At 73.0% G+C, this 932-nt stretch carries 1 protein-coding gene; it reads left to right on the plus strand.

Annotation, left to right across the window (positions count from 1 at the left end; genetic code table 11):
* Nucleotides 1–202: 202 nt before the first annotated feature.
* A partial coding sequence (locus CCN72_RS17670; protein ID WP_244174289.1) for a serine/threonine-protein kinase occupies nucleotides 203–932 on the plus strand: 730 nt, incomplete at its 3' end.

Genomic DNA, 932 nt, shown 5'->3' on the forward strand with positions numbered 1-932 from the left:
TCGTCCAGCTCGGCCCGCACCTGGTCGATGCGCGCGGGGGCGGGACGGTGCGGGCCGAGCTGGACGAACTCAGCGACTACCTGCGCAAGCACGACGGGCAGCACGACGGCCGGCGTGAGGACGGAAACGGAAGGTGACCGTGGCGACAGGACGTCTCGTCGCCGGCCGCTACGAACTCTCCACCCTCATCGGCCAGGGCGGCATGGGCCAGGTGTGGACGGCGTACGACCAGCGGCTCGACCGGCGCGTGGCCGTGAAGCTGCTGCGCCCCGACAAGGTCGCGGGCCAGGAGGCCGACGAACTGCGCCGCCGCTTCGAGCGCGAGTGCCGGGTGACCGCCCAGGTCGACCACCCCGGCCTGGTCACCGTGCACGACGCGGGCAGCGAGGGCGAGGAACTGTTCCTCGTCATGCAGTACGTGGACGGCGCCGACCTCGCCGACCACCTCGCCGAGCACGACCCCTACCCCTGGCCGTGGGCGGTCGCGGTGGCCGCGCAGCTGTGCGCCGTGCTCAGCGCCGTACACGCCGTGCCGATCGTCCACCGCGACCTCAAGCCGCGCAATGTGATGGTCAAGCAGGACGGCCTGGTCACCGTGCTCGACCTGGGCGTGGCCTCCGTCATGGACACCGACACCACCCGGCTCACCCACACCGGCTCCCCGATCGGCTCGCCCGCCTACATGGCGCCCGAGCAGGCCATGGGCGGCGCGGTCGGCCCGTACACCGACCTGTACGCGCTCGGGGTGCTGCTGCACGAACTGCTCAGCGGCGACGTGCCGTTCACCGGCGCCACCGCGCTCGGCGTGCTGCACCGGCACCTGTACGAACCGCCGCTGCCCGTGCGCCGGATCCGCCCCGAGGTCCCGGAGGCGCTGGAGAGCCTGGTGCTGCGGCTCCTCGCCGAGGAGCCGCAGCACCAGGCTCTCCAGC

The organism is Streptomyces murinus (assembly GCF_002154555.1).
Classification (GTDB): domain Bacteria; phylum Actinomycetota; class Actinomycetes; order Streptomycetales; family Streptomycetaceae; genus Streptomyces; species Streptomyces murinus.